The following is a 21,519-nucleotide window of genomic DNA, read 5'->3' as shown; positions in this document are numbered from 1 at the left end:
CGTATGAAGAGTATCGTACTGGCGGCATCGGTCGCGGTGCTGCTGGCAGCATGTGCGACGACGACATCGCCGACCGGGCGCACCCAGGTCGTGGGTGGCATTTCGCAGCAGGAGCTCGATCAGCTCGGCCGCACCGCCTTCGACGAGACCAAGGCCGAGGAGCCGCTCGACACCGATCCCAGGCGCAACGCCTACGTACGCTGCGTGGTCGATGCCCTGGCCGCGCAGTTGCCGGCGCAGTGGCGCGGCACCGCGTGGGAGACGGCCGTGTTCGCGGACAAGGAACCCAACGCGTTCGCCCTGCCCGGCGGCAAGGTCGGCGTCAACAGCGGCATCTTCGCCGTCGCCAAGAATCAGGACCAACTGGCGGCAGTGCTCGGCCACGAGATCGGCCATGTCGTTTCGCGCCATCATGAAGAGCGCATCACCCGCCAACTCGGCGCCCAGACCGGGCTGAGCCTGGTCGGTGCCCTGGCTGGCGCTTACTACGGCAGTGCCGCCGCCGACACGGTCGGCCAGATCGGCGGGATGACCGCGCAGGCCGCGTTCCTGCTGCCCGGCTCGCGTACCCAGGAGAGCGAAGCGGACGTAGTCGGCCAGCGCTTGATGGCGCAGGCCGGCTTCGATCCGGCGCAGGCGGTGGACCTGTGGAAGAACATGATGTCCGCCGGCGGTCAGCACCCGCCGCAGTGGCTGTCTACCCACCCCGATCCCAGCGCCCGCATCGGCGAGCTGCAGCGCGATGTCGCCGTGCTCGAGCCGGTGTATGCGCAGGCGCGCAGCACCGGGCGCACGCCGAAGTGCGGCTGAATGCGCCGCCGCCGCGGGCGCGCCGGTCATGTCTCTGGAATTGCGTCCCAAAAACGTTTTCACAGCGTATGGGTTTCTGTTAGTTTTGCTGGCTCGGCCGTGGATGGCCGCTCCGTCTTCCCGTGCCGCTCCGGGCGGTCCCACCGAGGTGATCCATGAAATCCAGTATCCGCAAGCACGCGTTGTTGTCCCTGGTGGTCGCTGCCGCCCTCGGTGGTGCGGTGGTGACCGACGCCGTCGCGCAGGCCGACCGCTCCGAGCTGCGCCAGTCGCGCAAGTCCAAGAACGAAAAGGCCGCGGTGATGTTCCCCAACGCCACCCGCAAGGAACCGACCGGCAAGCCGTCGTCCAAGCTCGGCAGCAAGCTGCAGAAACTGATCGACACCTACAACAAGGGCGAGGACTTCGCCGGCGTGCGCACCCAGGCCAATGAGATCCTGGCCAGCAGCGGCGCCAACGAGTATGACAAGTCGGTCGCCGCGCAGCTGGCTGCCCAGGCCGCCTACAACCTCGACGACACCAACGCGGCTAAGCAGTACCTGCAGCAGGCGATCCAGTTCAACGGCCTGGACAATAACGGCCACTTCCAGTCGATGCTGATGCTGGCGCAGCTGCAGCTGCAGGACGACCAGAGCGCCGAAGGCCTGGCCTCGCTGGACAAGTACCTCGCCGAATCCAAGTCGACCCGCCCGGAGGACCTGATCCTCAAGGGCCAGGCGCTGTACCAGGCGCAGCGCTACCAGGAGGCCATCCCGGTGCTGCAGCAGGCCATCGCCGCCTCGCCAGCGGCCAAGGACAACTGGAACCAGCTGCTGATGGCGTCCTATGCCGAAGCTGGCCAGACCGGCGAAGCGGTCAAAGTCGCGGAGGCGCTGGCGGCCAAGATGCCGAACGACAAGAAAGCCCAACTCAACCTGGCCAGCATGTACATGCAGGCCGACCAGATGGACAAGGCCGCCGCGGTGATGGAGAGGTTGCGCGCCGCCGGGCAGTTGACCGACGAGAAGGAGTACAAGCAGCTGTACTCGATCTACGCCAACACCGACAAAAAGGAAAAGGACGTCATCGCGATCATCAACGAAGGCATGCAGAAAGGCATCCTCAAGCCCGACTACCAGACCTATCTGGCGTTGGCGCAGTCGTACTACTACACCGACCAGGCGCCGCAGGCGATCGAGAACTGGCAGAAGGCCGCGCCGCTGTCCAAGGACGGCGAGACCTACCTGAACCTGGCCAAGGTGCTGCATTCGGAGGGCCGGCTCGCGGAAGCCAAGCAGGCCGCGCAGCAGGCGCTCGCCAAGGGCGTCAAGAAGCCGGAAGACGCCAAGAAGATCATCAACTTGAAGTAACAGCAAAAAAAGCCCCCGAAAACCAGTGCTTAAAGTAGTGCAGGTCGCAGGGATTGGTATAAGCTTGGAGGTTCATGCGGTGCCACGCCGCGTGAACTGGGATTCAGATTCGTCGTGAATCCCTGCCCCCTAAACGAGTCATTGGCGCATGACGGAACAACTGGTCATCAATCGGCATTACGACAGAGATGAAGCTTCCGGCCTCAGCTGGCCGCGCATCATCGGTATTGCCTTCGTAATCGCACTGCACCTGGCAGCGTTGATGTTGCTGCTGATCCCAGCCGTTGCGCCGAAGGCGCCAGCGGAGAAGGAGCGCAACATCGTCGTCACCCTGGTCGACGTCCCGCCCCCACCGCCGCCGCCGCCGCCGCCGCCGCCGAAGCCGCCGGAGACGCCGCCGCCGCCGGTCAAGAACCTGGCGCCCCCGAAGCCGAGCCCGCTGCCGCCGCCGCCGGAAGCCCCGGTGATCGACGTGCCGGAGCCACGCCCGAACGACATCGCCACGCCACCGTCCCCGCCGTCGCCGCCTGCCCAGCCAACTCAGATGAGTGCTAGCGTCGACATCTCGTCGAAGAACATGAACCCGCCGAAGTATCCGCCGGCTGCATTCCGGTCGGGCGCCCAGGGAGAAGTGGTCCTGATCATCGACGTTGATGCAAGTGGTAACGTGGTCAACGTCGCCGTCGAGAAATCCAGCCGCAACCGCGACTTGGACCGTGCCGCCATGGAGGCAGCGCGCAAGTGGCGTTTCAATGCTGCGGTTGGTTCCGATGGACAGAAGACCGCCGGCCGTGTCCGCGTCCCGGTCAACTTCGCGCTGAACTGATGCAAAGCCCGCAGGGCCGGCGCACCACCGGCCTGCAGGCCCTGTCTACTCTTTGCACCACCCACATCACCACACACAACAAAGGTAAGCGTCATGCTGCAGGAAATTTTCATCGCCGCTGCTGCGGGGGGCAACAACGCATCGAACGCCCTGTCGCAGATGGGCTTCGAGCACCTGATCACCGAGATGACCTCCAAGCCGGGTGACTTCGCCGTCTCCTGGGTGGTGCTCATCACCCTTATCCTGATGTCGACGGCGTCCTGGTACTGGACCGTCATCAACATCTTCCGCGCCACCCGCCTGAAGAGCCAGGCCGACCGCGTCACCAGCCTATTTTGGGATACACCGAACGCGCAGGACGCCATCCGTGCGATGGAAGAGCAGCCAGCCAGCGAGCCGTTCTCGAAGATCGCGCTCGACGCCGCCCAGGCCGCCGCGCACCACCAGCGTGCCGAAGCCGGCACCGGCACCGGCCTGGGCGAGACCCTGAGCCGTTCGGAGTTCGTCGACCGCGCCCTGCGTCAGGCCGTGACCCGCGAAAGCACCAAGCTGCAGTCGGGCATGACCCTGCTGGCCACCGTCGGTGCGACCGCGCCGTTCGTCGGTTTGCTGGGCACGGTGTGGGGCATCTACGGCGCGCTGATCAAGATCGGCGCCACCGGCTCCGCCTCGATCGACGCCGTCGCCGGCCCGGTGGGCGAAGCGCTGATCATGACCGCGATCGGTCTATTCGTCGCGATCCCCGCCGTGTTCGCGTTCAACTTCTTCAGCAAGGTCAACAGCTCGACGATCGCCAAGTTCGATACGTTCGCCCACGACCTGCACGACTTCTTCGCCACTGGTTCGCGCGTTCGCTGATCCGCGGTCGAGTCGTCCACGCAACGATTAACGGAGCCCGTTATGGCTTTCAGTAGTGGTAACAGCGGCGGTCCCATGGCCGACATCAACGTCACGCCCCTCGTGGACGTGATGCTGGTGCTGCTGATCATCTTCATCATCACGGCGCCGCTGATGTCCCACAAGGTCAAGGTAGAGTTGCCCCAGGCCAACCTGAAGCAGGATCCGGACAAGGACGAAAAACGTCCGAGTCCGATTACGCTGGCGGTCAAGGAAGACGGGTCGCTGTACTGGAACGACCAGCCGATCTCCAAGGAAGCTCTGGAATCGCGCTTCTCCACCGCTGCCCAGCAGACCCCGCAGCCGCCGCTCAACCTGCGTGGCGACCGCACGACCAAGATGCGCACGATCAACGAGATCACCAAGATCGCGCAGGGGCAGGGCATGTTGGACGTTGGCTTCGTTGCGACCAAAGAGAAGGGGAACTGAGCCATGGCATTCAGTTCAGGAGGTGGCCGCGGTCCCATGGCCGACATCAACGTCACGCCGCTGGTCGACGTGATGCTGGTGCTGTTGATCATCTTCATCGTGACCGCGCCGATCATGACCTACCCGATCGACGTGGATCTGCCGCAGCGGGTGATCAATCCGCCGCCGCAGTTGCGCGACCCGCCGCCGCCGATCGATCTGCGCATCGACGCGTCGAACCAGATCTTCTGGAACAACAGCCCGGTGGCGGTCGCTGCGCTTCAGCAGATGATGGAAAACGAAGTACAGCGCGATCCGACCAACCAGCCGGAACTGCGCATCGATGCCAATCCGGATGCCGAGTACGAAGTGATGGCCAAGGTGCTGGCCGCTGCGAAGAACTCGGACATGAAAAAGATCGGCTTCGTGCAGCAATAAGCTTCACCGCGCACCTCAGTCATGACGCGACTGCGAACGCCACCGGCAACGGTGGCGTTTTTTGAGCGCCCGCTCCAGCAGGCTCACTCCTTCATCGTCTGGTTCGCTCCACTTGGCAAAGTAGCAGTGCACGGTGCGCCACTTCGGGAAGTCGCTGGGCAGCGCTGGCCACTGACAGCCGGTGCGCAGCAGGTACAGCACCGCGCACCACACGTCCTACAGATCCACGGTCCGTGGCTTGGTACGCTTGCGCGCCTGCTCCAGAATGGGGCGGATCTGCTCGAACCGCTCCCGGCTCATGGCACTCGGATACGTCTTTGTGCGCATCCGCAGAGTTTGCACTACCCGGGAAAGATCGTGAACAGGTTCTTAGATGCCAGCACGCCTGGACTTTCTGCTGCAACGCTCTTATGTGGCTCCTAGCCCACAAAGCCGCAACCCTGCGAAACGGCCATAAGTATATATAAGCAATTGTATTGATTAGAATTTTTAGCCATTTTCGATTTTTACAAAGGGCTTGACGCAAGCAATTTTTATTGCCTCCACCTCCGCCAACGGCCCTCTCTCACCACGCCGCCACCGCGACGGCGCCCGATCGGCGACCTCAATGGCCGGCAGCCAGCAGCCAGATCTCCACTCGCTCGTTGCGCTCCTTGGCCGGCGTGTCTTCGCCACCGAGCAGTGGCCGCCAAGCGCCCAATCCGCGCACGCGCTTGACCACGATGCCGCGCTGGGTCAGGTAGGCGGCAACCACGTCGGCGCGGTCGTTGCTGGCGATGGTCGGATACAGGCGATTGGCCGTATCCGGCGTGGCAAAGCCGATCACGCCCAGCGCCCGCCCGCGCATCGCCGGCTGCCGCATGAAGGCGAGCAGCCGGTCCAGGTCCTGGACGCTGCGCGCCTCGAACATCGAATTCAGCGATTGCAGGCTGAAGCGCAAGGTGGTGGTCAGGCGCTGCGCATCGGCGCCCGCCTGCACATAGGCATCGGTCTGGCGCGTGCCGGCCTGGACCTGCGGGACCGGGTCGGGGGCGATGCGCATCGGCACCGGTCCGATCCGGTGCACGACCTGCTGCGCCTGCGTGCCGATCGCGTACAGGGCCAGGCTGCGGCCAAGCGCGGACATCATCTGCCCGCCGTACAGGCTGTAGCGCTGCACCAGCGGATAGTCCTCGCCGCGGACGCTGGCCAGCGTCGGCGTGACGGCGATGCCGCCGTCGGCGATGGCCAGCGCGCGGGTGCCGGCCGGCAGCGGCGTGGTCAGACCGACGACCGCCAGCGCATCCGCCCGGCCGGCCACGGCCTGCGCGGCATCGGTCAGGTTGGGGTGGATGCGCTGCGCAGCGGCTTGCGCCGCTGCGGGCAACTGCAGGCGCTCGCGCAGAAAATCGCCCAGCCCGCTGTGAGCCGCGTTGCGCTGTACCTCGATCGGCAGGTCGGCGCCGCCGAGCTGCGACCAGCGCGTCAGCCGGCCGCTCAGGATGGCGCGCAGTTGCGCGATGCTGAGCGATGTCAGCGGGTTGTCGGCGGCGACCAGCACGCGTGCGCCGTCCAGGGCGATGACGAAGTTCTGGTCCGGCGAGGACAGGTCGCCCAGCTGCCAGGCGGCATCGCGCTCGCGTGCGTCCGGTGCGCGCGCCAGCATCGCCAGCTCGCTGTCGCCGCGGACCAGATCGGCGAAGCCGGCGGCCGCGCCGGCAGTGCCGATCTCGACCACTAGCGGTACGTCGTCACGCAGCGCAGCGATCTCGAGCGTGGTCGCATTGACGCGGTGGCGCTGGACCTGCCGATAGCCCATGCTCTGCAGCCAGGATTCGACCAGCGCCGGCATCAGCCGCACGCCAATGGTGTTGGAGCCATGCACGCGCAGGCGTTCGCCCTGCTGCGCGGTGGCGGACGGAATGACGCACAGTGCCACGGCCCCTGCGAACAGCAGGCGTAAGATGAAACGCGGCATGGGATCCCCCCTGGACTTGGACAAGCGCGGCAGTGTTGGCGATGGGCGTGACATGGCGGTGACGGAGTGCACGGCCAGAGATGCGATTCGAGACGCACGCGCCTCCGCGGGCGGGCGTCCGGCGCGAGGGCGGACGTGGCCGCCGGCGACGCGTGCGGCGTCGTGCCGAGCGCGTGGCACTGGCGAAGGTCGTCGCGATGGCGTGCGGCCGAGAACACGCTGCGTCCGCACGGCACGTCGGCGGGCAAGCGCTGCTGCGGCAACCGCGGGGGCGCAAGGCCGCTGCGCTTGGCTCAGAACCTGTTCACGATCTTTCCCGGGTAGTGCAAACTCTGCGGATGCGCACAAAGACGTATCCGAGTGCCATGAGCCGGGAGCGGTTCGAGCAGATCCGCCCCATTCTGGAGCAGGCGCGCAAGCGTAGCAAGCCACGGACCGTGGATCTGTAGGACGTGTGGTGCGCGGTGCTGTACCTGCTGCGCACCGGCTGTCAGTGGCCAGCGCTGCCCAGCGACTTCCCGAAGTGGCGCACCGTGCACTGCTACTTTGCCAAGTGGAGCGAACCAGACGATGAAGGAGTGAGCCTGCTGGAGCGGGCGCTCAAAAAATCAGGTTGGCGCGGCCCGCCAGAGACAGGGCGGTCTCAAGATTCAAGTGCAACACGTGATTTGAACGCTGCGATGTCCGCTTCCATTGCCTCGCTAGGCGTCTTCCAGCCAAGTGTCTGGCGAGGGCGAGTGTTCATCAGCAACGCGATGTGATTGAGGTATTCCTGGCTGACGGCGGATAGGTCCGCCCCCTTGGGCAGGAACTGGCGAAGTAGACCGTTGGTGTTCTCATTGCTTCCGCGCTGCCACGGTGCGTGCGGATCGGCAAACCACAGGTCGATGTTCAACCGTTCCATCAGCTCGGCATAGCGCGTCATTTCGGTGCCACGGTCATAGGTCAAGCTGGTTCGCATGGATGCGGGGAGCTTCTTCATCTGACGGGTGAAACCTTCCAGTGCGTCTGTGGCGGTGCAGCCGTCCATCCGGCACAGCACCACAAAACGCGTCTTGCGCTCCACCAGGGTGCCAACACAGGAACGATTGAACGCTCCCTTGATCAAGTCACCTTCCCAATGTCCTGGGACCAACCGCTGTTGCACCTCTTCGGGTCGGTGCACGATCCGCGGTTCCTCAGGCACCCAGCTGCGTTTGGCGGCGGTCGTGCGCCGTGATCCCCGGGACGGCCTGCGCTGGCGCAACGCCTCCACAAGCTCCTTTTTCAGGCCGCCGCGCGGGTGCGCGTAGATCGTGGCGTAGATGGTTTCGTGACTGACGCGCTGGGCAGGATCATCCGGGGACATGAGGAGCAGCTTGGCAGCAATCTGCTGGGGCGACCAGCGCCACAGCACCAGATGATCGCGCACCATCTGGAATAAATCCGTTCCCGGTGTCAGCCGTCGCCGCCGAACGCTGTGCTGACGTCGTGTCCGGTAACGCATGGCCGCCTCTCGAGCACGGTAGACCGTGGCTTGCTGCCTGGCCAGCTCCCTGCTCGATGTCGACGGGCTTCTATCCAGCAGCCTGGATATCGAGCGTAAGCTCTGACCACGTCGCGTTTCGATTTGGAGTACCGCGCGCTCTTCTGCGCTCAGGTGGAGATAGCTTCTTGACATGCATACACCCTACTGGCTGAGAGGGTGTTGCGCTTGGAAGTTGAGTCTAAGCAGGTTCACAATGACGCAAGCGCGCACTTAGCCCCTCTCCCATCGGGAGAGGGGTTGGGGTGAGGCTACGGGCGCAGCCTGGCGCTGCTTCAAATTGCACGAGGTTCCGCGCGTACCTTCATTTGCCTCGATGGGGTGCGTGTGAGGCAATCCCACTCTGGCCGGTCGCGCGGCGCACGCTCACAGTGCGTCGGCGCGGTAGCCGGTGTCGATGCTGATGCTGCCGCCCAGGGCGCGGGAGACGCAGGCGCAGAGTTTGCGGTTCTCGCGGCGCTGTTCGTCGCTGAAGAAGACGTCGCGGTGGTCCAGGCCGGCGTCGGCGTCGAGCACGTCCACCTGGCACAGGCCGCATTCGCCGCGGCGGCATTCGGCCATCATCTCCACGCCGGCCGCCTGCAGGGCGTCGAGCATCGATTCGTTCTCGGCCACCGGGACCTCCAGGCCCAGCGCCGGCAGCCGCACCACGAACGGTTGCGCCGCGGCGCTGCCGCTGTTGCCGAAGGTCTCGAAGTGCAGCCGCGCGCGCGAACGTCCGGCGGCGTGCCAGTGGCGGCGCACCGCGTCGAGCATGCCCAGCGGGCCGCAGACGTAGATCTCCGCGGTCGCGGACAGCTTGGCGATCTCGGTCTGCAAGTCGGGCGCGCCGTGTTCGTCGTCGCAATGCAGCTGCAGGCGCTCGCCCAGGGTGGCCTGCAGCTGCGGCAGGTAGGCCATCGCGCTGCGCGCGCGGCCCACGTAGAGCAGGCGGAACGCCGGATGCCGCTGCGCCAGCCGCTGCGCCATGCCCAGGATCGGGGTGATGCCGATGCCGCCGGCCACAAGCAGGATCTCCGCAGCGCGCTCGTCGAGCGCGAAGTTGTTGCTGGGGACGGAGGTCTCGAGGCTGTCGCCGGGCGCCAGCGTCCACATGTGGCGCGAGCCGCCGCGGCTGTCGGGCATCGCGCGTACCGCGATCAGGTAGCGGCCGTCGGCGCGCGGCTCGCCGACCAGCGAGTAGGAGCGGATGTCCTCGCGCCCGTTCAGGCGCAGGCGGAAGTCGAGGTGGCTGCCGACCGCGAACGGACGCGTGTGCGCGCCGGGGTCGAGCAGAATCTCGCGCACGCCGTCGCAGGCATCGGCGATCGCGACCACGCGGGTGGGGTACCACTGGGTTTCCTTGCGCATGGCGGGGGTCCAGGTGTGGAGGAAGAAGAACGGTCTGCTGAGAACGCGAGCGGTGCGCGCCGCGGCCGGCACGCTGTCGGCTCAAGGCGTTCCGTCGCTGCCGCGCGCCCGCGCGCCAGGCGCCTTGCGCCGGATCAGCGCGCCGCCGTGGACGCGGCCGATCGCGTGCTGGTCGCGCAGGGCGTAGCGGAAGTTGCGTTGCGCCAGGTGCGCGTGCTCGCGCATCAGCGCCTCGGCGCGTGCGCCCTGGCGCTGCTCGATCGCCTCGACCACCTGCCGGTGTTGGTCCTGCGCCAGGGTCAGGATCAGCCGCGCTTCCGGTACCGCCGCCTGCGCCATCACGAAGCCGTTGGGCGAGGCGAACGGCACCTGCACCGTGCGCGCGAACTCGCGCGCGAGCAGGTCGCTGCCGGCCATCCCGATCAGCAAGGCATGCAGCCGTTCGTTGTATTGCACGTAGTCGGCGAAATCGTCCTCGGCCAGGTCCGAGGCGAGTACCGCGTCCAGCCGTTCCAGCAGTACGCGCGCCTGCTGCAGGTCCGTGGCGCTGGCGCCGCGTTCGGCGGCCAGGCGCGCGGCCAGCCCCTCCAGGGTGCCGCGCAGTTCGATCGCGTCGTGCACGTCGCGATCGCTGAAGGACTTCACCGCGTAGCCGCCGCCGGGCAGGGCGGTGGTCAGGCCTTCCTCGCACAGGCGTTGCAGCGCCGCGCGCACCGGCGTGCGCGACACGCCAAGGCGTTCCACCACCGCCAGTTCGGACAGGCGCTCGCCCGCCGCCAGCGCGCCGCCGAGGATGAGGCCGCGCAGTTCGAGCAGCGCGCGGGTGGTCTGGGCGGCGCTGGAACGGAAGGGAGGGGCGGCGTTCATGGGACTCCGGCGGTGGGCGGGATCAGACGACCATGCGCAGGTCCAGGTCGCGGCTGCGCCGTTCGCGCGCGATCATGCGCTCGATCAGCCGCCGCGCCCACATCCCGCCGGCATCGACGTTGAGGTTGTAGAACGCATGGTCCGGGTGCGCGTCGATCGCGCGCTGCTGCGCTTCCAGCACCGCCTCGTCCTCGCCGAACACGCCGGTCACGCCCTCGCGTAGCAGCGTGGTCATCGACTGCTCGTGCAGCGAGTGGTTGCGCATGAACGCCCAGAAGTAGTGGCAGCTGGTGGCGGTCTCGGGGGTGATGGTGTTGAGCACGTAGCCGTTGACGCCCTGGCTGCGGTCGCCCTCGGGCGCGCCGGTACCGGCGATCGCCACGCCCACGTCGATGGCGATGGTGCACGGCGCCTCGAAGCGGATGATCTGCCAGCGGTCGACCTTGCCGCGGTAGCCCAGCGCGTGCTCGATCTGCCGCGCCCAGAACGGCGGCGCGTCGATGTCGCGCATCCAGCGCGACACGCTGACCGTGCGCTCGCCGTGGACCACGTCGAACGGGGCCTCGGCCACCGCCGCCTGGCCGATGCTGGAGCCGTGCACGAAGGTCTCGTGGGTCAGGTCCATCAGGTTGTCCAGCACCAGCCGGTAGTCGCAGGCCACGCGGATGGTGCGGCCGTCGCCGGCCCAGGCCGGGTCGCTGTTCCAGTGCAGGTCCGGGATCAGCGCGGGGTCGGCCAGCGCCGCGTCGCCCGGCCAGAACCAAACATAGCGGTGTTTCTCGGCGACCGGGAAGCTGCGCACGCAGGCCGAGGGGTTGATGGTCTCCTGCGAGGGCATGTGCACGCAGCGGCCGTGCGCGTCGTAGACCAGGCCGTGGTAGCCGCAGACCACGTCGTCGCCACGCAGCTTGCCCATCGACAGCGGCACCAGCCGGTGCCAGCAGGCGTCTTCCAGCGCCACCAGTGCGCCAGCGCCGGTGCGGTAGAGCACGATGCCGAGATGGCAGGCCTTGCGCGGCAGTAGCGCATGCCGGACCTCGTGGTCCCAGGCGATGGCGTACCAGGCGTTGAGTGGGAAGCGGTGCAGTGGGTCGGACATGGCAGGGCAATGTATACATCTGGCAGGTGCTGTTAAGCACAAATGCGCTTTTATGCGTTTTATCTGGGTTAAAAAATACGATTTTTTTCATTTTGTATACAAATGCCACTCTGCTCCGCGCTGCGCTGCAGCATCGAAAATGTTCGATTATCGATTATTATGACCGATAATCGAATTGACACCGGTGGATGCCGGGCCTAACGTGTCGCTGTCCGGCGCGGAGACGGCCGCCTCGCAAGGTGGCTCCCCGGCGCCGGCGCTTATCAACCAGGCACAACGGCGCCCGGCGCCGCTGCGCACCAGCGGGAGACATCACGACATGCCGGCAAACGTTCACCGCCTCGGCGCTGGCCTGCATCCGACCAGCGCGCGCGGCCTCGGAAGGGCACGATGATCGACAAGACCGCCCGCTCGTTCGAGGCGGCCGTGGCCGACATCGGCGACGGCGCGACGGTGATGATCGGCGGTTTCGGCACCGCCGGCATGCCCGACCCGCTGATCGACGCGCTGATCGCCCAGGGCGCGCGCGGGCTCACCATCGTCAACAACAACGCCGGCAACGGCGAGACCGGGCTGGCGGCGCTGATCAAGCACAAGCGCGTGCGCCGCATCGTGTGCTCGTTCCCGCGGCAGAGCGATTCGCAGCACTTCGACGCGGCCTACCGCGCCGGCGAAATCGAACTGGAACTGGTGCCGCAGGGCAACCTGGCCGCGCGCATCCACGCCGCCGGCGCCGGGCTGGGCGCGATCTTCACCCCGACCGGCTACGGCACCGAACTGGCCGCGGGCAAGGAGACGCGCGAGATCGACGGCCGCCACTACGTGCTCGAGTACCCGATCCATGCCGACTTCGCGCTGATCAAGGCGCACCGCGGCGACCGCTGGGGCAACCTGGTCTACCGCAAGACCGCGCGCAACTTCGGCCCGCTGATGGCGATGGCCGCGCGCTGCACCATCGCCCAGGTCGGCGCGGTGGTCGCGCTCGGCGAACTCGACCCCGAAGCCGTGGTGACGCCGGGCATCTTCGTCCAGCGCGTGGTCGCCGCACCCGCGAAGGAGGCCGCATGAACGACCCGAGCCGCCACCGCCTGGACCGCGACGCGATGGCCACGCGCGTGGCCCGCGACATCCCCGAGGGCGCCTACGTCAACCTGGGCATCGGCCTGCCGACCACGGTGGCCAACTTCCTGCCGGCCGACAAGGAGATCTTCCTGCAGAGCGAGAACGGCCTGCTCGGCATGGGCCCGGCCCCGGCCCCGGGCGCGGAGGATCCAGACCTGATCAACGCCGGCAAGCAGCCGGTGACCCTGCTCACCGGCGGCTGCTATTTCCACCACGCCGACTCGTTCGCGATGATGCGCGGCGGCCACCTGGACGTGTGCGTGCTCGGCGCCTTCCAGGTCTCGGTGCACGGCGACCTGGCCAACTGGAGCACCGGCGCGGCCGACGCGATCCCCGCGGTGGGCGGCGCCATGGACCTGGCGATCGGCGCCAAGCAGACCTACGTGATGATGGAGCTGCTGACCAAGCGCGGCGAGAGCAAGCTGGTGGCAGAGTGCAGCTACCCGCTGACCGGGCTGCGCTGCGTGTCGCGGGTGTATACCGACCTGGGCGTGTTCGCGCTCGGCGCGGAGGGCGCGCGGGTGATCGAGGCCGTCGACGGCGTGTCGCTGGACGACCTGCGGCGCCTGACCGGCCTGCCGCTGGCGATGGCCTGACTAGGGAGAGTGCAATGAACGACGTCTACCTCATCGATGGCCTGCGCACCCCGATCGGCCGCTACGGCGGCGCGCTGGCAGGTGTGCGCGCCGACGACCTTGGCGCGGTGCCGCTGAAGGCGCTGCTGGCGCGTCACCCGGGCCTGGATCCGGCGCGCATCGAGGACGTGTCCCTGGGCTGCGCCAACCAGGCCGGCGAGGACAACCGCAACGTCGCGCGCATGAGCCTGCTGCTGGCGGGCCTGCCCTTCAGCGTGCCCGGCAGCACGGTCAACCGCCTGTGCGGCTCCGGCCTGGATGCGGTCGGCACGGTGGCCCGCGGCATCGCCGCCGGCGAGCTGGGGCTGGCCATCGCCGGCGGGGTGGAGTCGATGTCGCGCGCACCGTGGGTGATGGGCAAGGCCGAGAGCGCGTTCGCGCGCAACCAGCGCCTGGAGGACACCACGATGGGCTGGCGCTTCGTCAATCCGCGGCTGGAGGCCGAGTACGGGGTCGAGCTGATGGGCGAGACCGCCGAGAACGTGGCCGAGCGCTACGGCGTCTCGCGCCAGGACCAGGACGCGTTCGCGCTGCGCAGCCAGCAGCGCACCGCCGCCGCGCAGGCGGCCGGCTTCTTCGACGGCGAGATCGTCGCGGTGGACGCGCCCGGCCGCAAGCGCGGCGAGACCGTCGCGGTCGCGCGCGACGAGCATCCGCGCGCCGACACCAGCGCCGAGGCGCTGGCGCGCCTGAAGCCGATCTTCCGCCAGCCCGGCACCGTCACCGCCGGCAATGCGTCCGGGCTCAACGACGGCGCCGCCGCGCTGCTGCTGGCCTCCGGCGCGCAGGCGCAGGCGCTGGGCCTGACCCCGCGCGCGCGCGTGCTCGGCTTGGCCGCGGCCGGCGTGGAGCCGGCCTACATGGGCATCGGCCCGGTGCCGGCCACGCGCAAGCTGCTGGCCCGGCTCGGGCTGGGCATCGGCGACTTCGACGCGATCGAACTCAACGAGGCCTTCGCCGCGCAGGGGCTGGCCTGCCTGCGCGAGCTCGGGCTGCCCGACGATGCCGCCCACGTCAACGCCAACGGCGGCGCGATCGCGCTCGGCCACCCGCTGGGCATGAGCGGCGCGCGGCTGGCGCTGACGCTGTTGCGCCAGCTGGAGGCCGGCGGCGGCCGCCGCGGCCTGGCGACGATGTGCATCGGCGTCGGCCAGGGCGTGGCGCTGGCGATCGAGCGCGTCTAGGTGCGCGCCGTCGCGCGCGTGCATTTCACCCATCCGCAGACAACCATCCGTAGACAACAGGCTCCCGCGCGGAGCCACCGGGAGGAGCAAGATGAGCGATTCCACCGTCGACCCGCTGCTCGGCTACCGCCGACCGTACCCGGGCACGCAGCCGGCCTTCATCCAGCCCGGCTATGCCTCGACCGTGCGCCGCGGCCCCAGCCGCGACCCGATCGCGATCCCGGCCACGCTGTCGGAGGTCACCGGCCCCACGCTGGACCGCATCACCCTGGGCGAGCATGCCGCCGACCTCACCGCCGGCTTCCCCGGCGAGCCGCTGGGCGAACGCATCATCGTCTCCGGCCGGGTGCTCGACGAGAACGGCCGCCCGGTGCGCAACAGCGTGGTCGAGGTCTGGCAGTGCAACGCCGCCGGCCGCTACCTGCACGCCGGCGACCAGCACGGCGCGCCGCTGGACCCGAACTTCACCGGCACCGGCCAGGTGCTCACCGACGCGCACGGCCGCTACCGCTTCAAGACCGTCAAGCCCGGCGCCTACCCGTGGCGCAATCACTACAACGCCTGGCGTCCGGCGCACATCCACTTCTCGCTGCACGGCGACGGCATCGGCCAGCGCCTGGTCACGCAGATGTACTTCCCGGGCGATCCGCTGCTGGCCTACGACCCGATCTACAACTGCGTGGACGACGACAAGGCCAAGGCGCGCATGGTGTCGGCGTTCGACTGGGAGAACGCGATCAGCGAATACGCGCTGGCCTACCGCTTCGACATCGTGCTGCGCGGCCGCAAGCAGACCGTCTGGGAGTGACACCATGAGCTTTCACGCAACCCCTTCGCAGACGGTGGGCCCGTACTACCGCCTGGGCCTGGAGCCGCTGTACCGCACCGAGATCGCGCCGGCCACGGCCCGTGGCGAGCGCGTGCAGGTCAGCGGCAGCGTGTTCGACGGCGCCGGCGTGCCGGTGGGCGACGCGGTGCTGGAGATCTGGCAGGCCGACGCCGCCGGCATCTACGCCCATCGCGACGATCCGCGCCACGACGACCACGATCCGGCCTTCCACGGCTGGGGCCGCGTGCCCACCGACGCGGACGGCCGTTTCGCCTTCACCACGGTCAAGCCGGGCGCGGTGGCCGGTCCCCAGGGCAGGCCGCAGACGCCGCATCTGGTGGTGCTGGTGTTCATGCGTGGACTGCTGCGCGCCGCGCCCACGCGGCTGTACTTCTCCGACGAAGCCGGCAACGGCGACGACCCGATCCTGGGGCGGGTGCCAGCCGAGCGCCGCGGCACGCTGGTGGCCCACCGCACCGCGCCCGGCCAGTACGCCTGGAACGTGCGCATGCAGGGCGAGGCCGAGACCGTGTTCTTCGCCTATTGAACGGCCGCGGGCGCGCGGCCGGACGCACGCGGCCGCGCAGGGCATCGGCCCCCCGGCGGCGGCCTGCCGGGGGGCCGGCCACTCCGTTGCGGGCCGCACCGGTGCCGATAACCGGAACGGCGAAGCCCGCCGCACCCACGCAGCGGATTGACGCTACCCTTGGGCCCATGCCGCACCGCACCGCACCGCTCCACAAAACAGAGACATCCCCGATGAGTTCCCGCCTTTCCCTGCTCGATCCGCTGTTCGGCGATGCCGAGGTCGACGCGCTGTTCGAGGATGCCGCGCGGCTGCAGGCGATGCTCGACGTCGAGGCCGCGCTGGCGCAGGCCGAGGCCGGCTGCGGCGTGATCCCCGAGACGGCGGTCGCGCCGATCCGCGCCGCCTGCCGCGCCGAGCGCTACGACCTGGCCGCGCTCGGCCAGGCCACCGCGCTGGCGGGCAACCCGGCGATCCCGCTGGTCAAGGCGCTGACCGCGCAAGTCAAGGCGGCCGATCCGGCGGCCGCGCGCTGGGTGCACTGGGGGGCCACCAGCCAGGACGTGATCGACACCGGCAGCGTGCTGCAGCTGCGCGCCGCGCTGGATGCGGTGCAGCCGAAACTGGCCGCGCTGTGCGAGGCGCTGCGCACGCTCGCGCAGGCCGAGCGCGACACCGGCCTGCCCGGCCGCACCCTGCTGCAGCAGGCGGTGCCGGTGACGTTCGGGCTCAAGGCCGCCGGCTGGCTCGACGCGCTGCAGCGCGCGCAGCGCCGGCTGCAGGCCCTGCGCGAGGACGCGCTGGTGCTGCAGTTCGGCGGCGCCGCCGGCACCCTGGCCTCGCTGCAGGCGCAGGGTCTGGCGGTGGCGCAGGCGCTGGCGCTGGCGCTACGCTTGCCGCTGCCGGCGTTGCCGTGGCACGCCGCGCGCGACCGCAGCGTCGAGGTCGGCAGCGCGTTCGCGCTGCTGGCCGGCACCCTGGGCAAGATCGCCACCGACGTGGTGCTGCTGATGCAGTCCGAGGTCGCCGAGGTGTTCGAGCCGGCCGGCGCCGGCAAGGGCGGCTCCTCGGCGATGCCGCACAAGCGCAACCCGGTGGGCTGCGTGGCCGCCATCGCCGCGGCCACGCGCGTGCCCGGGCTGGTGTCCACGCTGTTCGCCGCGCTGCCGCAGCCGCACGAGCGCGCCGCCGGGCAGTGGCATGCCGAGTGGGAGACGGTGCCGGAGATCGTGCGGCTGTGCGCCGGTAGCCTGGCGCAGATGACGTCGGTGTTGCAGGGTCTGGAACTGGACCGCCCGCGCATGCGCGCCCACCTGGATAGCCACGGCGGGCTACTCTACGCCGAGGCGGTGACGGTCACCCTGGCTGCGACCCTCGGCAAGGCCGCCGCGCATGCGCTGGTGGAGGACGCGTCCTGGCGCGCGCTGGGGCAGGGGCGCCACCTGCGCGAGGTGCTCGCCGCGGACGCGCGCGTGACCGATGTGCTGGACGACGCACGGCTGCGCGCGCTGTTCGCGGCCGACAGCTGGCGCGGCATGGCCGACACCTGGATCGACCGCGTCCTCGACCGCGCCTGACCCCCTTCCTCGATCCGCAATAGCCCGACATGCCCTTCCTCGACCTCCCCACCCACCGCGTGCACTACCGCCTCGACGGCGCCGAGGGCAAGCCGTGGCTGACTTTCTGCAACTCGCTGGGCGCCGACCTGCACATGTGGGACGAGCAGGTCCAGGCGCTGGCGCCGCACGTCCGCCTGCTGCGCTACGACCGCCGCGGGCATGGCGAGTCTGGGATGCCGGCCGGCCCCTACCGGGTGGATGACCTCGGCGCCGACGTGCTGGCGTTGTGGGAGGCGCTCGGCGTGGCGCGCAGCCACTTCTGCGGGCTCTCGATCGGCGGGCTGACCGGGCAGTGGCTGGGCGTGCACGCCGGCGCGCGTCTGGACCGCCTGGTGGTCAGCGCCACCGCGCAGAAGATCGGCAGCGCCGAGCGCTGGCAGGCGCGCATCGCGCAGGTGCAGGCCGAGGGCCTGACCGCGCCGGCCGAGGCGACGGTGCAGCGCTGGTTCACCTCGGGCTTCGCCGAGCGGCACCCGCAGCGGCTGGACATCATCGTCGCCGAGTTCGTCTCCACCGCGCCGGACGGCTACGTGGCGTGCTGCCAGGCCGTGGCCGCGGCCGACTTCCGCGGCCGGCTGGGCGCGCTGGCGGCGCCGCTACTGGCGATCGCCGGCGAGGACGATCCGGTCTGCGCGCCCGGCGAGCTGCGCGACATCGCCTACGCGGTCGAGGACGGGCAGTACGTGCACGTGCCCGGCCGCCACATCTGCAACGTGGAGTCGGCGCAGGCGTTCAACCGCCACCTGCTCGGCTTCCTGCAGGCGGCCTAGCGCACCGCAGGCCGATCCCCTCCTTCCCTTCATCGACAGGAACACTGCAATGGACGAGAACGAACGCTACGAAGCCGGGCTGCAGGTCCGCAAGGCCGTGCTCGGCGAGGCGCATGTCGCGCGCGCGCTGGCCGCACGCACCGACTTCACCACCGAGTTCCAGGACTTCATCACCCGCACCGCGTGGGGTACGGTGTGGACCCGCGACGGCCTGCCGCGCCACACCCGTTCGCTGCTGACCCTGGCGATGCTGGTCGCGCTCGGCCACGACGAGGAGTTCAAGCTGCACGTGCGCGCCGCGCGCAACAACGGCGTGACCCCCGAGGAGATCAAGGAGGTGCTGCTGCAGGCCGCCATCTATTGCGGCGTGACCGGGGCCAACCAGGCCTTCGCCCTGGCCGCGCCGATCCTGGCGGAACAGGCGGCCGAGGGCTGAGGCCGCAGGCGCTCGCGCTCGGTGGACCGCGACAGCGTCCGACGCCATCGGCGACCGCCGTGCGCGGGCCCGGCGTTCTCCCATCCGGGCGACGCCCTATTCCAGCGGCTTTCCATCCGAAAGACCTTCAAATTCTTTGTGAGATTTGGACAGACCCCACACTGAAATCAGTTAGTCGGCCCTGAAGAACTCAGCATAGCCTTGTGGTTCAAGCGTTGGACGCGTCGTGAGGCGTGCCAGGATGACCAGTTTTCGTTACGCCAGGGGGCGGTTTCCTCGACATCCCCCCGATTTTGAGTAGCGCCCCGGTTTGGAGTCCAATTCCCTACCCCAAGGAGATTGGACGTGAAGAAGCGATTTACCGAAGAGCAGATCATTGGCTTCCTGCGTGAGGCCGAAGCCGGCGTGGCGATCAAGGACCTGTGCCGGCGGCATGGCTTCAATGAGGCCTCGTACTACCTGTGGCGCAGCAAGTTCGGCGGGATGAGCGTGCCCGATGCCAAGCGGCTCAAGGACCTGGAGGCAGAGAACGCACGGCTGAAGAAATTGCTGGCCGAGCAGGTGTTCGAGAACGAGCTGATCAAGGATGCGCTGCGAAAAAAGTAAAGTGAGTGGTGAGTGCACCGGCGCGTCGTACGCTGGTGCGCGAGTGGATTGGGTGCGGTGCCAGCGAGCGCCGGGCCTTGGCAGTGGAGCGGCTGTACCGCAAGCAGCAGCTGCAAGTCCGCCGCCGCAAGCGAAAAAAGGTTCCAGTGGGCGAGCGTCAGCCGCTGCTACGGCCATCGCAGGCCAACCAGGTGTGGTCGATGGACTTCGTGTTCGACCGCACTGCCGAAGGTCGGGTACTCAAGTGTTTGGTGATCGTGGACGACGCCACGCACGAAGCGATCGCCATCGACGTGGAGCGCGCAATCTCGGGCCATGGCGTGGTGCGCGTGCTGGACCGGCTGGCGCACAGTCACGGCTTGCCGCAAGTGATCCGCACTGACAACGGCAAGGAATGTTGCGGAAAGGCGATGGTCGCCTGGGCGCATGCCCGTGGTGTGCAGCTACGGCTGATCCAGCCAGGCAAACCAAACCAGAACGCCTACGTCGAATCGTTCAACGGCCGGCGACGCGAGGAATGCCTCAACGAACACGGGTTCCCGACACTGCTGCATGCGCGCACCCAGATCGAGCGCTGGCGACGCGAATACAACGAGGGCCGACCCAAGAACGCAATCGGGGCATGACACCGGCTGCTTATGCCCAGTATCTGGCCAACACCGATATCATCAACCCCGGACTCTAAACCCGGCCGCTACTCAAGGCGGGGGGACGTCGGGGCCAACCCCAGGATGCGTTCGCGCAGGCGGCATTGTGGTCCGGACGTGGCGTGTAGCGAACTGCGCTGGCGCTCATCCGCACCACCGCCAACGCTCGGCGTTCGCTCAATCCCTTGCCCACCATAGAGCGCACCTGCTCCCGACGAGCCGGTGCGCTCACCACTTTTTTCGCAGGACGTCCTTGATCACCTCGTTCTCGAGCACCTGCTCGGCCAGCAGTTTCTTCAACCGGCCGTTCTCGGTCTCCAGTTCCTTGAGCCGCTTGGCGTCGGGCACGCTCATGCCGCCGAACTTGCTCCGCCACAGGTAGTACGACGCCTCGCTGAAGCCGTGCTTGCGGCACAACTGCTTGACTGGCAATCCAGCCTCCGCCTCGTGGAACGCACTCACGCCTGGTTCGCAGGCATGGGCAAGCTGCGCATCCGATTCGAACGTTGAATCGATATCCATCTGGCTTGGCTGTCGCTTGCCTGCTCGATCATCTGCCTACGACTTCTTCCAGAGTTTTGTTAGCCACTCTAAATAGGGGGGACGTTGGTCCTTCATGAAGATATGGCAATACTCCTTCATGGTCGGCGCCTTGCGCGCGGCAATCTTGGCCGCGCGCAAGGCGCCCCGGCGAACCTCGGCCAGCCACTCCTGCGCCATTGTGCGCGCCTGATCGACGGTCAGTTCCCCGTACTTTCCCAGGATTTGTCTTGGGGTTGCGGCGCATCGACTGCGGACTTGGTGCGCTTGATCTTCGCCATGATGACTCCTCGGAAAGCCCGGTTTCCAAGAGCCGCATGGGAGCCACGCGAGGGGAAGCCGGGTCAAGTTTCGGAAAGCACCGGCATCTGTTGAATTTTCCTAAGCTATTGATAAAACTGATTTATCTGGCCTTGGCGTAGTCCAGCGAATTGCGGTGCTGGAGTCATCGTGAAACAAAAAATCAGGTTGGCGCGGCCCGCCAGAGACAGGGGCGCAACGCTTGCAGCACGTTCTTGATCGTGGACGCACAGAGCGTGAAGAACACGGACACGGCCGGCCAGAAGGGTTATGACGCGGGCAAGAAGGTCTCGGGGATCAAGCGTCGCATCGCCGTCGATACCCAAGGCCTGCCGCATGCGGTCGCGGTGACGACGGCGGAAGTGACCGACCGCAAAGGCGCGCTCCAATCCCTGGATCGTTGCAAGCCGAACCTGGGACACGTGCAAAGCCTGTTGTGCGATAGCGTCTATACCGGAGAACCATTCGCCGAAGGCGTACGAGAGATCCTGGGCAAGCAAGTCACGGTGCAGATCGCCAAACGCAGCGAACTGCACACCTTCAAGGTCATGCCCAAGCGCTGGAGCGTCGAACGCAGCTTTGCGTGGCTGGAAAAGAACCGAAGGCTATGGAAGAACTGCGAGCGCAAGCTCAACACCAGCTTGCAGTTCATCCACCTGGCATGCCTGACACTACTACTCAAAAGATCGTGAACAGGTTCTAAGGAAATCATGCGATATCGGCGACCCACCCTGCGCTTCGCCGGGCACGCCAGCCGTCCTCGCGGGCGCAATGGCCAC

20 protein-coding genes and 6 pseudogenes are annotated in these 21,519 nt (G+C 67.9%); 18 read left to right on the top strand and 8 right to left on the bottom strand.

The window, feature by feature from the left end; genetic code table 11:
* Window positions 1–3 precede the first annotated feature (3 nt).
* The 6 genes from G4Q83_RS18260 (at window position 4) to G4Q83_RS18235 (ending at window position 4,728) form a co-directional block, all read left to right on the top strand.
* Window positions 4–810, top strand: a complete 807-nt coding sequence (locus tag G4Q83_RS18260; protein ID WP_128421563.1) for a M48 family metallopeptidase — start codon at window positions 4–6, stop codon at window positions 808–810.
* A gap of 155 nt (window positions 811–965) precedes the next feature.
* Entirely contained in the window at window positions 966–2,159 is a 1,194-nt protein-coding gene (locus G4Q83_RS18255) for a tetratricopeptide repeat protein (RefSeq protein ID WP_128421562.1), read from the top strand.
* Between the two features lie 148 nt (window positions 2,160–2,307).
* The gene (locus tag G4Q83_RS18250; protein WP_128421561.1) at window positions 2,308–2,985 is read left to right on the top strand and encodes an energy transducer TonB; all 678 of its coding nucleotides are present in this window, start codon (window positions 2,308–2,310) and stop codon (window positions 2,983–2,985) included.
* Window positions 2,986–3,078: 93 nt separating this feature from the next.
* Window positions 3,079–3,843, top strand: coding sequence for a TonB-system energizer ExbB (gene exbB / locus G4Q83_RS18245; RefSeq protein WP_128421560.1), 765 nt, complete (start codon window positions 3,079–3,081; stop codon window positions 3,841–3,843).
* Between the two features lie 42 nt (window positions 3,844–3,885).
* Complete coding sequence (locus G4Q83_RS18240; protein ID WP_128421559.1) at window positions 3,886–4,311, top strand: ExbD/TolR family protein; 426 nt, start codon at window positions 3,886–3,888, stop codon at window positions 4,309–4,311.
* 3 nt (window positions 4,312–4,314) lie between these two features.
* Window positions 4,315–4,728 (top strand): ExbD/TolR family protein, encoded by a 414-nt coding sequence (locus G4Q83_RS18235; RefSeq protein WP_128421558.1) that lies wholly within the window; start codon window positions 4,315–4,317, stop codon window positions 4,726–4,728.
* A gap of 57 nt (window positions 4,729–4,785) precedes the next feature.
* Here G4Q83_RS18235 and G4Q83_RS18230 read toward each other — a convergent pair.
* Both G4Q83_RS18230 and G4Q83_RS18225 read right to left on the bottom strand, forming a co-directional pair.
* A pseudogene (locus G4Q83_RS18230) lies at window positions 4,786–5,055 on the bottom strand (transposase); the annotation flags it as partial.
* Between the two features lie 277 nt (window positions 5,056–5,332).
* Complete coding sequence (locus tag G4Q83_RS18225) at window positions 5,333–6,685, bottom strand: substrate-binding domain-containing protein (RefSeq protein ID WP_128421557.1); 1,353 nt, start codon at window positions 6,683–6,685, stop codon at window positions 5,333–5,335.
* Window positions 6,686–7,023: 338 nt separating this feature from the next.
* Between G4Q83_RS18225 and G4Q83_RS18220 the strand changes: the two are divergent.
* Window positions 7,024–7,324, top strand: a pseudogene (locus G4Q83_RS18220) (transposase); the annotation flags it as partial.
* A 4-nt stretch (window positions 7,325–7,328) separates the two neighbouring features.
* Here G4Q83_RS18220 and G4Q83_RS18215 read toward each other — a convergent pair.
* From G4Q83_RS18215 to G4Q83_RS18200, 4 genes are all read right to left on the bottom strand, one after another.
* Window positions 7,329–8,345: an IS30 family transposase gene (locus G4Q83_RS18215; protein ID WP_185817247.1), complete on the bottom strand. Its 1,017-nt coding sequence runs from the start codon at window positions 8,343–8,345 to the stop codon at window positions 7,329–7,331.
* A gap of 231 nt (window positions 8,346–8,576) precedes the next feature.
* Complete coding sequence (locus tag G4Q83_RS18210) at window positions 8,577–9,560, bottom strand: PDR/VanB family oxidoreductase (protein WP_128421497.1); 984 nt, start codon at window positions 9,558–9,560, stop codon at window positions 8,577–8,579.
* 81 nt (window positions 9,561–9,641) lie between these two features.
* Window positions 9,642–10,427, bottom strand: coding sequence for a GntR family transcriptional regulator (locus tag G4Q83_RS18205; RefSeq protein WP_128421498.1), 786 nt, complete (start codon window positions 10,425–10,427; stop codon window positions 9,642–9,644).
* 22 nt (window positions 10,428–10,449) lie between these two features.
* Window positions 10,450–11,526 carry an aromatic ring-hydroxylating dioxygenase subunit alpha gene (locus tag G4Q83_RS18200; protein WP_128421499.1) on the bottom strand — a complete coding sequence of 359 codons (1,077 nt, stop codon included), beginning with the start codon at window positions 11,524–11,526 and terminating at the stop codon, window positions 10,450–10,452.
* Window positions 11,527–11,916: 390 nt separating this feature from the next.
* Between G4Q83_RS18200 and G4Q83_RS18195 the strand changes: the two genes are divergently transcribed.
* From G4Q83_RS18195 to G4Q83_RS18155, 9 genes and pseudogenes are all read left to right on the top strand, one after another.
* Window positions 11,917–12,594 (top strand): 3-oxoacid CoA-transferase subunit A, encoded by a 678-nt coding sequence (locus tag G4Q83_RS18195; RefSeq protein WP_128421500.1) that lies wholly within the window; start codon window positions 11,917–11,919, stop codon window positions 12,592–12,594.
* Entirely contained in the window at window positions 12,591–13,244 is a 654-nt protein-coding gene (locus G4Q83_RS18190) for a 3-oxoacid CoA-transferase subunit B (RefSeq protein WP_128421501.1), read from the top strand. The genes G4Q83_RS18195 and G4Q83_RS18190 overlap by 4 nt, the downstream gene beginning before the upstream one ends.
* Window positions 13,245–13,258: 14 nt before the next feature.
* Complete coding sequence (gene pcaF / locus G4Q83_RS18185) at window positions 13,259–14,467, top strand: 3-oxoadipyl-CoA thiolase (protein WP_128421502.1); 1,209 nt, start codon at window positions 13,259–13,261, stop codon at window positions 14,465–14,467.
* Between the two features lie 91 nt (window positions 14,468–14,558).
* On the top strand, window positions 14,559–15,275 hold the full coding sequence (gene pcaH / locus G4Q83_RS18180; RefSeq protein ID WP_128421503.1) for a protocatechuate 3,4-dioxygenase subunit beta: 717 nt from the start codon (window positions 14,559–14,561) through the stop codon (window positions 15,273–15,275).
* Between the two features lie 4 nt (window positions 15,276–15,279).
* Window positions 15,280–15,843 carry a protocatechuate 3,4-dioxygenase subunit alpha gene (gene pcaG, locus G4Q83_RS18175; protein ID WP_128421504.1) on the top strand — a complete coding sequence of 188 codons (564 nt, stop codon included), beginning with the start codon at window positions 15,280–15,282 and terminating at the stop codon, window positions 15,841–15,843.
* 212 nt (window positions 15,844–16,055) lie between these two features.
* Window positions 16,056–17,399 carry a 3-carboxy-cis,cis-muconate cycloisomerase gene (locus G4Q83_RS18170; protein ID WP_128421505.1) on the top strand — a complete coding sequence of 448 codons (1,344 nt, stop codon included), beginning with the start codon at window positions 16,056–16,058 and terminating at the stop codon, window positions 17,397–17,399.
* A 29-nt stretch (window positions 17,400–17,428) separates the two neighbouring features.
* The gene (gene pcaD / locus G4Q83_RS18165) at window positions 17,429–18,211 is read left to right on the top strand and encodes a 3-oxoadipate enol-lactonase (protein ID WP_128421506.1); all 783 of its coding nucleotides are present in this window, start codon (window positions 17,429–17,431) and stop codon (window positions 18,209–18,211) included.
* Window positions 18,212–18,260: 49 nt separating this feature from the next.
* Window positions 18,261–18,647, top strand: a complete 387-nt coding sequence (pcaC, locus tag G4Q83_RS18160; protein ID WP_128421507.1) for a 4-carboxymuconolactone decarboxylase — start codon at window positions 18,261–18,263, stop codon at window positions 18,645–18,647.
* 345 nt (window positions 18,648–18,992) lie between these two features.
* Window positions 18,993–19,938: pseudogene (locus G4Q83_RS18155) on the top strand (IS3 family transposase).
* A 33-nt stretch (window positions 19,939–19,971) separates the two neighbouring features.
* Here G4Q83_RS18155 and G4Q83_RS18150 read toward each other — a convergent pair.
* Window positions 19,972–20,362: pseudogene (locus tag G4Q83_RS18150) on the bottom strand (transposase); the annotation flags it as partial.
* Here G4Q83_RS18150 and G4Q83_RS18145 point away from each other — a divergent pair.
* Window positions 20,345–20,485: pseudogene (locus G4Q83_RS18145) on the top strand (IS5/IS1182 family transposase); the annotation flags it as partial. The pseudogenes G4Q83_RS18150 and G4Q83_RS18145 sit on opposite strands and share 18 nt — an antisense overlap.
* Here the strand turns inward: G4Q83_RS18145 and G4Q83_RS24825 are convergent.
* Window positions 20,459–20,620 carry a hypothetical protein gene (locus G4Q83_RS24825; protein ID WP_425480348.1) on the bottom strand — a complete coding sequence of 54 codons (162 nt, stop codon included), beginning with the start codon at window positions 20,618–20,620 and terminating at the stop codon, window positions 20,459–20,461. The pseudogene G4Q83_RS18145 and the gene G4Q83_RS24825 sit on opposite strands and share 27 nt — an antisense overlap.
* 278 nt (window positions 20,621–20,898) lie before the next feature.
* Here G4Q83_RS24825 and G4Q83_RS18135 point away from each other — a divergent pair.
* Window positions 20,899–21,432: pseudogene (locus G4Q83_RS18135) on the top strand (IS5 family transposase); the annotation flags it as partial.
* Between the last annotated feature and the right edge of the window lie 87 nt (window positions 21,433–21,519).

The sequence above is a fragment of the Xanthomonas theicola genome (assembly GCF_014236795.1).
Taxonomy (GTDB): Bacteria; Pseudomonadota; Gammaproteobacteria; order Xanthomonadales; family Xanthomonadaceae; genus Xanthomonas_A; species Xanthomonas_A theicola.
This window is presented reverse-complemented; position numbering and strand designations above follow the sequence as displayed.

Bases quoted from the DNA above. Each gene is read 5' to 3' on its own strand.
- G4Q83_RS18225 (WP_128421557.1), bottom strand. From the start codon at position 6,685: ATGCCGCGTTTCATCTTACGCCTGCTGTTCGCAGGGGCCGTGGCACTG.
- exbB (WP_128421560.1), top strand. From the start codon at position 3,079: ATGCTGCAGGAAATTTTCATCGCCGCTGCTGCGGGGGGCAACAACGCA.
- pcaF (WP_128421502.1), top strand. From the start codon at position 13,259: ATGAACGACGTCTACCTCATCGATGGCCTGCGCACCCCGATCGGCCGC.
- G4Q83_RS18190 (WP_128421501.1), top strand. From the start codon at position 12,591: ATGAACGACCCGAGCCGCCACCGCCTGGACCGCGACGCGATGGCCACG.
- G4Q83_RS18215 (WP_185817247.1), bottom strand. From the start codon at position 8,345: ATGTCAAGAAGCTATCTCCACCTGAGCGCAGAAGAGCGCGCGGTACTC.
- pcaD (WP_128421506.1), top strand. From the start codon at position 17,429: ATGCCCTTCCTCGACCTCCCCACCCACCGCGTGCACTACCGCCTCGAC.
- G4Q83_RS18255 (WP_128421562.1), top strand. From the start codon at position 966: ATGAAATCCAGTATCCGCAAGCACGCGTTGTTGTCCCTGGTGGTCGCT.
- G4Q83_RS18200 (WP_128421499.1), bottom strand. From the start codon at position 11,526: ATGTCCGACCCACTGCACCGCTTCCCACTCAACGCCTGGTACGCCATC.
- G4Q83_RS18195 (WP_128421500.1), top strand. From the start codon at position 11,917: ATGATCGACAAGACCGCCCGCTCGTTCGAGGCGGCCGTGGCCGACATC.
- G4Q83_RS24825 (WP_425480348.1), bottom strand. From the start codon at position 20,620: ATGGCGCAGGAGTGGCTGGCCGAGGTTCGCCGGGGCGCCTTGCGCGCG.
- G4Q83_RS18250 (WP_128421561.1), top strand. From the start codon at position 2,308: ATGACGGAACAACTGGTCATCAATCGGCATTACGACAGAGATGAAGCT.
- G4Q83_RS18210 (WP_128421497.1), bottom strand. From the start codon at position 9,560: ATGCGCAAGGAAACCCAGTGGTACCCCACCCGCGTGGTCGCGATCGCC.
- G4Q83_RS18170 (WP_128421505.1), top strand. From the start codon at position 16,056: ATGAGTTCCCGCCTTTCCCTGCTCGATCCGCTGTTCGGCGATGCCGAG.
- pcaG (WP_128421504.1), top strand. From the start codon at position 15,280: ATGAGCTTTCACGCAACCCCTTCGCAGACGGTGGGCCCGTACTACCGC.
- G4Q83_RS18205 (WP_128421498.1), bottom strand. From the start codon at position 10,427: ATGAACGCCGCCCCTCCCTTCCGTTCCAGCGCCGCCCAGACCACCCGC.
- pcaH (WP_128421503.1), top strand. From the start codon at position 14,559: ATGAGCGATTCCACCGTCGACCCGCTGCTCGGCTACCGCCGACCGTAC.
- G4Q83_RS18240 (WP_128421559.1), top strand. From the start codon at position 3,886: ATGGCTTTCAGTAGTGGTAACAGCGGCGGTCCCATGGCCGACATCAAC.
- pcaC (WP_128421507.1), top strand. From the start codon at position 18,261: ATGGACGAGAACGAACGCTACGAAGCCGGGCTGCAGGTCCGCAAGGCC.
- G4Q83_RS18260 (WP_128421563.1), top strand. From the start codon at position 4: ATGAAGAGTATCGTACTGGCGGCATCGGTCGCGGTGCTGCTGGCAGCA.
- G4Q83_RS18235 (WP_128421558.1), top strand. From the start codon at position 4,315: ATGGCATTCAGTTCAGGAGGTGGCCGCGGTCCCATGGCCGACATCAAC.